The 8,700-nt window shown below is 47.0% G+C and carries 6 protein-coding genes; all 6 read left to right on the top strand.

Features of this window, described 5'->3' with window-relative positions; all coding sequences use genetic code 11:
• The first annotated feature begins 154 nt into the window (after positions 1-154).
• Positions 155-787: a hypothetical protein gene (locus tag OXH39_14570; GenBank protein MCY3551681.1), complete on the top strand. Its 633-nt coding sequence runs from the start codon at positions 155-157 to the stop codon at positions 785-787.
• 26 nt (positions 788-813) lie between these two features.
• Entirely contained in the window at positions 814-1,569 is a 756-nt protein-coding gene (locus tag OXH39_14575; GenBank protein MCY3551682.1) for a biotin/lipoate A/B protein ligase family protein, read from the top strand.
• Complete coding sequence (locus OXH39_14580; GenBank protein ID MCY3551683.1) at positions 1,566-2,633, top strand: SUMF1/EgtB/PvdO family nonheme iron enzyme; 1,068 nt, start codon at positions 1,566-1,568, stop codon at positions 2,631-2,633. Before OXH39_14575 ends, OXH39_14580 begins: the two co-directional genes overlap by 4 nt.
• A gap of 95 nt (positions 2,634-2,728) precedes the next feature.
• Positions 2,729-3,577: a phytanoyl-CoA dioxygenase family protein gene (locus OXH39_14585; GenBank protein ID MCY3551684.1), complete on the top strand. Its 849-nt coding sequence runs from the start codon at positions 2,729-2,731 to the stop codon at positions 3,575-3,577.
• Between the two features lie 294 nt (positions 3,578-3,871).
• A complete protein-coding gene (locus OXH39_14590) occupies positions 3,872-6,136 on the top strand; it encodes a TonB-dependent receptor plug domain-containing protein (GenBank protein ID MCY3551685.1) in 2,265 nt (754 codons plus the stop codon).
• A 36-nt stretch (positions 6,137-6,172) separates the two neighbouring features.
• On the top strand, positions 6,173-8,428 hold the full coding sequence (locus tag OXH39_14595; GenBank protein ID MCY3551686.1) for a TonB-dependent receptor plug domain-containing protein: 2,256 nt from the start codon (positions 6,173-6,175) through the stop codon (positions 8,426-8,428).
• Positions 8,429-8,700 lie beyond the last annotated feature (272 nt).

Here is an 8,700-nt window from a genome sequence, read left to right on the forward strand (position 1 = left end):
TCGGTTTGACAGATACTCACAACTAAGTTATAATTTTAAACATAATCCCATTTCTGAATAATGACTTCTCATTAACAAAAAATTCTTGACATCCCTCCCAAAACCGCGTACAATGAAACCTTAAGTAAGCTATAATTGTACATGGAGGTTTCTTATGCCGACAATCGAAAAAGTTTTTGACTCCCCAGGTCCACAACCTAATGGAATGCAAGCGACTGAAGACGGTCTCTGGATTCTCGACCAGCAGACGAATGAAGTGCATCTCGTCTCTTACGAGGGCGATGTGAAAAAGACGCTCGCCACCGGCTCCGACAGAGGCAGCGGTATTACGGATACAGGTGGCACACTCTGGCTTGCGTCTACCTACAGTTGCGAAATCTTATCAACTGACCCTGAAAGCGGTGAGACACTTGCCTCTTATGACACCCCCGGCGCAGGTCAGACCGGTGCGCACGGCTTAGAATGGCGCGACAATAAACTCTGGCTGGCGGTGCCGCCTTCTGCCACTATCTATCACGTCGATGTTGAAGACGGTTTTAAGGTGATTCATACGCTCCCGGCTCCTGGTGATCGACCACACGGCATCGCATGGGTGGGTGACGATCTCTGGTGTGTTGAGACGAACCACCGCGCGATCTTTCACCTCAACCCAGAAGATGGCAGCCACCTGAACAAAATTGAGATACCGGAACCGCATCCTGAACCCCACGGCATGACCTACTGGGATGGGTATTTCTGGTACTGCGATGCACATACCACAGCGGTGTGTCGCGTCCCCTTATCCTAATGGAAACAATTGGCAGACTCCTGAATATGGGAAAAAGCAGTGCCGCGATGAATATGGCGGTTGACGAAGCAATTCTGCTTTCGCAGAAGGAGCACTCCACTCCGACACTACGGTTTTACGGTTGGACGCAACCCGCGTTCAGTTTCGGTTACTTTCAAGATATTGCTTCAGAGGTTGACATAGATGGGTGCCACGCGGATGGCATCGAATTGGTGAAACGGATGACTGGTGGTGGAACCGTCGTGCATGGATGGGAATTGACCTATACACTGGTGCTTCCGAGGAGCATCGGAGAAATAGGTGTTTCCGAAGTGTATCAACGCATTGGGCAATCGCTCGTCAAGGCGTTTCAGAAACTCGATGTTCCTGCACAGTGCTATGCTGCAGACGCAGATACTTCGCAGTCTGCCCAGAACATTTGCCTGACAAATCCTGCTGAATATGACGTTATGTGTAACGAAAAGAAGTTAGCGGGTGTTTCTGTGAGGCGTAATCGAGATGGGATACTGTTCCAGGGCTACATCTCTTTAGACATGCCGCCTACGTCAATCCTCGCTCGCGTTTCAAAAGACCCCAAGGTTCAGAAGATGCTATGCGAGAAATCAGCCGCTATCAATACAGAAGGGCGTTTTGTAACGAGAGATGCCCTCATCCAAGCCATTTCTGAAACATTTGACCTCGAAATTGCGTTTAAGTCAGGAAAACTGTCGCTGATGGAGCGAGCGCAGGCGAAAACCCTTGCTGAAACCAAATATGCCACAACGGCGTGGAATTTGGGATGAACCAAAATCAAAAACCTACCAACACCGTGCTCATTCCACAGGGTGCGTTTATCATGGGCACCGATATTGAGGACTTCTACGGGACCGCCTTAGCCAATTCAGAGCATGCCAAACTCGATGAAGCACCGATGCACGTCCGTTTTCTTGAAGCGTATCTCATTGAGCAGTATCCGGTAACAAACGCCGAATATGCCGCTTTCGTGCAAGCGACAGATCATTCACCACCGGTCCATTGGAAAAATGGGAGTTTCGCGCCTGAAGATGCGAATTCGCCCGTCGTTCATGTGAGTTGGCATGATAGCAATGCCTACGCCGAATGGGCGGGTAAACGGCTACCGACGGAGGCGGAGTGGGAGAAAGCGTGTCGTGGGCCTGACGGGCGGATTTATCCGTGGGGCAATACCTTTGTGCCCGATGAACCTGAATCTACAGAAGCCTCACAGATTTTGACGACGCATCTCACTACTGTAGGGGTTCGTCCTGCCACATTAAGCCCTTACGGTGTCGGCGATGCTGCCGGTAATGTCTGGGAATGGACTGCAGATTGGTATCAACCATATCCTGATCCAAAACGTCAAAAGTCTAAACGGACGACAGACGATACACATAAGGCATTGCGTGGTGGGTCATGGTTGGAAGTGCGAGATGGTACGGCGGAACGTTATTTTCGGTGTGCGAATCGCTTGCATGCCCCGCCGGAGTATACCGCCGGAAATATTGGTTTCCGTTGTGTACGTGAAGTGCTGCAGAGACAAGCCGAGTCGGTGCATGTTCCCATAGAAACCCTTATTGACTATGTGAAGCAACGGAAACTAACCAATCTACGACTCCTTCAAAAACGTGCGCAAAAGAACGCCCTCAAAGATATGTTCATCGCTGTCCTACTCATTGGGGGAGCGGGTTATGGTATTATCAAGGCACCCGAGTTGGTATTAGGCGGCGTGACTGCTGGCATCATTGGAGCAGGGTTCCTCTTTAGTGCAAGTGTTAATTTTTGGCGGAGATGGCGCGCGGTGGCGCGCGCAAAACAGGTAACGTCCGAAAGTTTCTTGCCTGTTCAGTGAAAGGACTTTTCACGTTGACGAGAATTTGGATTCAGGGTAAACTTTTCATAAACTAAAGCATCGCGACTTCAAGTCGCTTCTATAGGGGAAAAACGATGAACCCGCTATGTTTAGAACACTGTTTGACCGAAACAGAAAAACAGCAGTTTGAAGAGAACGGTTTCTTGATAGTTGAAGATGCCATCACCCAGGAAATGGTTGATAAGTTGATCATCGCTGTTGACCGGGTTGGCGCAGAACACCTGGGCAAAGACGAACTCCCACCCGATGCGCAATTCAACCTCCTCGATTTTGTCGGCAGAGACGAAAGCTTTATTGAGCTGCTTGACTGGCATAAGACGTTTCCGAAAGTCTGGGGAATTTTGGGGTGGAACATCAAACTCTATCATTCACATCTAATTGTGCTACCGCCACTACCACCGGAAGAACGAGACAAACCTAAGCGTCTCGGTTGGCACCAAGATAGTGGGAGACTCAATATCGAATTGGAAGGAAACCCACGTCCACGTGTATCGTTGAAGGTGGCATTTTTCCTCACCGATACATCTGTCCCGGGACGTGGTAATTTTTCTGTGATACCGGGTAGTCACAAGTTAAATGCGGTGGAGATGCCTGACGAGAACACGGCGGACCCCGAGAACGCTATATCTGTATTTGCCAAGCCGGGAACGGCTGTCTTTTTCGATCGCAGGTTATGGCATGCTGCAGGGCGAAATGCCTCTGACATCACTCGAAAAGTGCTGTTTTACGGCTACAGTTATCGTTGGTTGCAACCGCGGGATAACATGACAGTGGCGCATTTCATGGAACGCTCCGACCCAATTCGACAACAGATTTTGGGTAAAAGCACAGGTGGAATGGGATATACCTCGCCCGGTGAAAAAGATGTGCCGCTTCGCTCGTGGATTCAGGAACACCTCGGTTCTGATGCAGTTGTGCATTAGCATAGAAAAATAATGGGCGAGCAACACTGCTCGCCCTTATGGTTTTGAACAACATATCATTTTTTTTGGCAATTCTGAAAAGAAAAATTGTATACTTTTATTGAATAATACGGGTTTAACACAGAGATACCACACGATCTTTATAGCGTTTGCACGGTCCCTTTTCTTCTTCTTTTGTTGAGAGAAAAGCGGTTGAACTCTCTGTTCTTATGCTGTAAACTCTTAAGTTAAACTCACGTTCAATATATCGTATGCAATTTTCTGACATAGCAGGAATAGGAGTTGCCAACTTTCATGAAGTCTTTTTTTTCTCTACTAATGGTTTTTTGGGTTCCCGCGATTGCCTTTTCCCAGACAGGCACAATTGAGGGCACTGTCTATAATAGTGTGACGAAGGCACCATTAGTAGGCACAGAAGTTCTCATCCTCGAAATCGATGCACGTCAGAAAACGGATGAAAATGGAAAGTTCGTTTTCAGTGCCATTCCGGCAGGAAATTATATCTTAATTACCACAATACCTGATACCGAATTGCAGCAACGCACCTCAATTGTCGTTGCGGCTGGGGAAACCCTGAAGCCTGATATCTATATGGAAACAGCGCAGTATCGGCTTGAAGAGGTTGAGGTAATTGACGAGCGTGCTCCCAAAACTGTCAGCAAAAAGAGCCTGCAAGCGGAGGAAATTACGCGCTTGCCCGGCACAGGTGGTGATGTACTTCGCGCCCTTCCAGCAATCCCCGGTATCGGCGTAGCAAACGATTTCAGCGGGGCACTCTATATTCGCGGGGGCTCCGATGAGGACAATCTCTATTACTTCGACCGAGTGCCGGTCGGTTACCCCTACCACTTCGGCGGGCTTGTCTCGTCCTTAAGCTCCGAAATTATCGATCGAATTGATGTCTATGCAGGCGGTTATGGTGTCGAATATGGCGTGGACTCTCAAGCCGTAATCGACATCTATTCACAAGATAGTAGCCCAGCGGATTTGCGTGGGAAGTTTAATCTCAATCTTCTGTATTCGGAGGGTCTGTTTCAAGGGAAGATCGGCGAAAAGGGGTTCTGGTATGCAGCAGGACGCAGGAGTTATATTGACCTCTTCGTCGGATCCTTGTCGTTTGATACTGGCGCGATCACTGCGTTCCCACGTTTCTGGGATTATCAGCTGAAGGCCGGCTACGATCTCAACGAAAAACATCAGTTTTTTTTCAATCTCTTTGCCTCTGGGGACCGGTTTTCCCTGAAGTTAGATGGTGAAAATGTGGACGAGGATTTTAGAGGTAATAGCAGTTTTGAAAGCGGTTTTGAAGGCGGAGGCATCCATCTCCGTTCCTTTCTGACAGAACGGCTCACCTCCTATCTATCCCTAACCCGGTCAAAGTTTCTATTTGATGTCAATTTCGGTCCAGCATTTGAGCTTGAAATTGATGCACCCAGCTATGTGCTTCGCGAGGATCTTACTTATGAGTTAAACCCAAAACATCGACTGGAATCTGGGTTAATCCTCGGACTTGAACCCGGACAGGTTAATGGCACTTTTGCTCGCATACCTGATGAGGGTGAGGTTGAATATGACATCCGGCTTGAGGAAAAAGTAGCCGTAGACGAATATGTGCGCGGGCAACGTATCGAAGGTTACCTGCAAGACAGATACGCACTGCTGCCCTTTTTATCTGTGGTATTTGGACTCCGTTTTGATTATTTTAATCGCACTGATGAACTCTCTATCCAACCGCGTGGCAGCCTGCTCATAGAACTCCCCAATAGTTCCGAACTCCAATTTGCTTATGGCATTTACAACCAGACTCCCCTACCCGCCTTGCTCTCTTCGAGTGTTGGTAATCCCGCCTTAAAGTCAAGTCGCGCAAGCCACTATATCCTGGAACTCAAACGGCCGCTTTCACAAGATACAGAAATAAAAATGGCAGCCTATTATAAAGACCTCACAGGCTTGGTAACGGCTGACGAAGAAGCCACTTATCTCAATCAAGGCGTTGGCTATGCACAAGGCACCGAGATTTTCCTACGCCACCAGAGTGGGGATAAACTTTTCGGTTGGATTTCTTACGCGTATGCGCTGTCTAAACGTCGAGACCGGACTGGCGAACCGTATCGTTTTTACTCATTCGATCAGACGCACGTTGCTACGCTCGCTGCCAGTTATAACCTTACGCCGACTTGGGAGATAGGTGCGAAGTGGCAGTATCGCACCGGAAATCCATATACACCTGTTGAAGACGCAACTCAAATCAAGGATCCGAGAAATGGAAAACCTATCTATAGCCCTGTTTATGCCGAAACTAACTCTGGCAGATTGCCTCCTTATCATAGATTGGACCTACGTGTCAGTAAAACTTTCCAATTTGGAGGGTGGAAGTTAGGGGCTTTCATCGAACTTCTAAATGCCTACAACCGAAAAAATTTGTTGGATTTCAGATATAGTTATAGCATAGACGATACAGAACTCGGAAATAGTGATCAATTGCCTATTATTGTAGAACGCGAAGATGTTAACCAATTGCCTATCCTTCCTTATCTCGGAATCACGGCGGAATTTTAATCGATTTTTCAAGGAGATGGGACCCTGAAACAGATATTGATCCCCATAATTTTTATAGCGTTAATGCCGCTTGGTACCTTCGCGCAAACGGATGATGCTCCTCAATCCGACCCAGTAGAGGCAGCGGCATCTGATGATGTTCATAAGTTGGAAGAGATAAAGGTCGAAGCAAAGCGATTAGATAAAACAACACGGCGGACGCTGGATGGCGCGATGCTTCGGCGAGCTACAGGCGGTGCCGGTGATCCATTCCGGGCAATAGCCCGACTTCCGAGTGTCGGCACAGTTAACGATTTCTTTGGTGTGCTTTCGGTGCGTGGCGGTGCCCCCGGAGATAATCTTTACTACTTCGATCGACTGCCGTTAGGGTATCCCTATCACCTGCTCGGTATTGTCTCAGTGGTGAGTCCAGAGGTTATTGGAAACATTGATGTCCATCCCGGTGGGTTTGGTGCGCAGTTTGGTGCCGACTCGCAGGCAGTTATTGATATTCATTCCCGTCCAAAAAATGCGAAGTTTTTGGGGCAGTTTGATGAAACGTTAAAACCCGGTTTTTTTAGGTGGTTGAGATCCATGACACAGTTTTTGGTGCAAAGGTTTGATGGGACACTAAAACCCACTTTTATCTATCATGAAGCCTTCCTCAGCGGATCTTTTTCTTTTCGAGGTGCACCTTCAAAGGACTCATCTGACAACAAAACTAACCAAAAAACGGCGCGGACTGACCAAGAATATTTGGAAAATAGATTATCGGCTGGACAAGGTTATTGGTACGCTTTCGGCAGACGCAGCTCCTTGGAGCCGTTTTTTGAACTGGCTTCAAGATTAGTGGACCTTGAAGATTTGGTGCGAGAGGTGCCGAATTTTTGGAGTTACCAACTAAAAGGTGTTTATAAATTCAACGATACGCATGGAGTCGTGCTTAACGCAGTTACCGCGTATGATGCCTCTAAATTATACTTAGGATCAAAGGAGGTTCACGACAGTGATCTCCAAGGTACCTGGAACTCAGAAAATCCTTTTGACGTCCAAGGGATTCATTTTTATTCTCAGTTGTTGCCACGATTCAGGTCTATTCTATCGTTGACCCGTTCATTTACTGAAAATGAACTCGCTTTCGGTAAAGGATACTACTACCGGACAGCGGCTTCTGTTTACGCGCTCCGAAATGATTTTACTTACACAACCGCTTCAGAAAATACCGATGTAGAATTCGGTTACTTGCTTTCAAGTACGCCTTCAACAGTCACAAGTCATGGTGCTCGGCGCCCCGAAGAAGGGGATGCGGATTATGAATTCCGAATCCGACACAACTTCAAAACCGTCAATGTTACGGAGACGCGAAACCTTCATCGTTTGGAGGGATATCTTCAAGCCAGCCAGAACTTATTCTCTCCTAACGTTTTGGGCACTTTCGGAATGCGGGCGAGTTACTTTAATCTCACGGACAACCTATCCCTCCAACCACGCGGGCAATTTCGTTTTATCCTTCCTTGGGAAGCATCTCTATACTTTAGTTATGGTCGCTATGCACAAAATCCACGATTAGATCAGTTTGTACTTGGCGTAACGCCAAACTCGTCTCTTGAACAGAGTCTCGCAACGCATTACGTCCTTGAATTGAGACAAACGCTACCATTCGGCATGAACATGAATATAGCTGGTTATTACAAAACGCTCGAAGATCTCGTCACCTATAATAAAAGTGAGAGGCAGTACCAGAACGGTCAGGCTGGATTTGTGCGTGGACTTGAGGTTTCTTTAGGCTATAAAATTCCCGAAGTCTTTGATGGATGGTTGGCGTATGCTTACACTATTTCCAAACGCCAGGATATTTCTGAAAGATTTCATCGATATTATACCTACACCAGTCCACATGTGCTGACTGCCGCAGCGAGTTACAGTGCCCCGCAGAGATACCTCCTCTCAATTCCGCTTATTGACGCGTTCGATATAAGTGCGAAATGGCAATACCAAAGTGGTGTTCTCTACGCGACTTTGGTAGGTCGGACCCTCTATACGAATCCCCGAACGAAGGAGAAAAAGTGGCGACCAGATTACGGGGAATGGAAACGCACCGCACCCTATCACCGGTTGGACTTGAGTCTCCACTTTCAATTGTTCGGCGATTTAGAGGGCAGCGGTTGGGAATTAGGGCTTGCGCTTGAGGTGTGGAACGTCTACAACCGGAACAATATACTTGAAGTTCGCTACAGTCCGAATTTTACAAAAGAAGAGCCTATTTCACAATTGCCGATTATTCCATTTGTAGCGATAGTGTTGGAATTTTGATAATCCCTCGTTCAATTGAAATTTATATAGTCCCATTTGCCCTCCTTTTCGTCTTTATATTAATTAACCTTAGTTGACACCTTATGTTAAATAAACAAGAATTGCAGGGGTAGGACACCACAGAATACCAGATATTAGAAGAAATTTATTATATTTTCAATCAAAAACGGTGTATACCTGTCTAAAATCTTGTAAGTAGCAACTTAGGTTATTAATTGAGGGTGTTTCATAAATCATTAATATTCTATCGAAAGACAGTTTTAATGTGTGTG

The organism is Candidatus Poribacteria bacterium, from assembly GCA_026702755.1.
Classification (GTDB): Bacteria; Poribacteria; WGA-4E; order WGA-4E; family WGA-3G; genus WGA-3G.

Excerpts from the sequence above, each read along its gene's own strand:
- OXH39_14570 (MCY3551681.1), top strand. The coding sequence starts at position 155 with ATGCCGACAATCGAAAAAGTTTTTGACTCCCCAGGTCCACAACCTAAT.
- OXH39_14585 (MCY3551684.1), top strand. The coding sequence starts at position 2,729 with ATGAACCCGCTATGTTTAGAACACTGTTTGACCGAAACAGAAAAACAG.
- OXH39_14590 (MCY3551685.1), top strand. The coding sequence starts at position 3,872 with ATGAAGTCTTTTTTTTCTCTACTAATGGTTTTTTGGGTTCCCGCGATT.
- OXH39_14575 (MCY3551682.1), top strand. The coding sequence starts at position 814 with ATGGGAAAAAGCAGTGCCGCGATGAATATGGCGGTTGACGAAGCAATT.
- OXH39_14580 (MCY3551683.1), top strand. The coding sequence starts at position 1,566 with ATGAACCAAAATCAAAAACCTACCAACACCGTGCTCATTCCACAGGGT.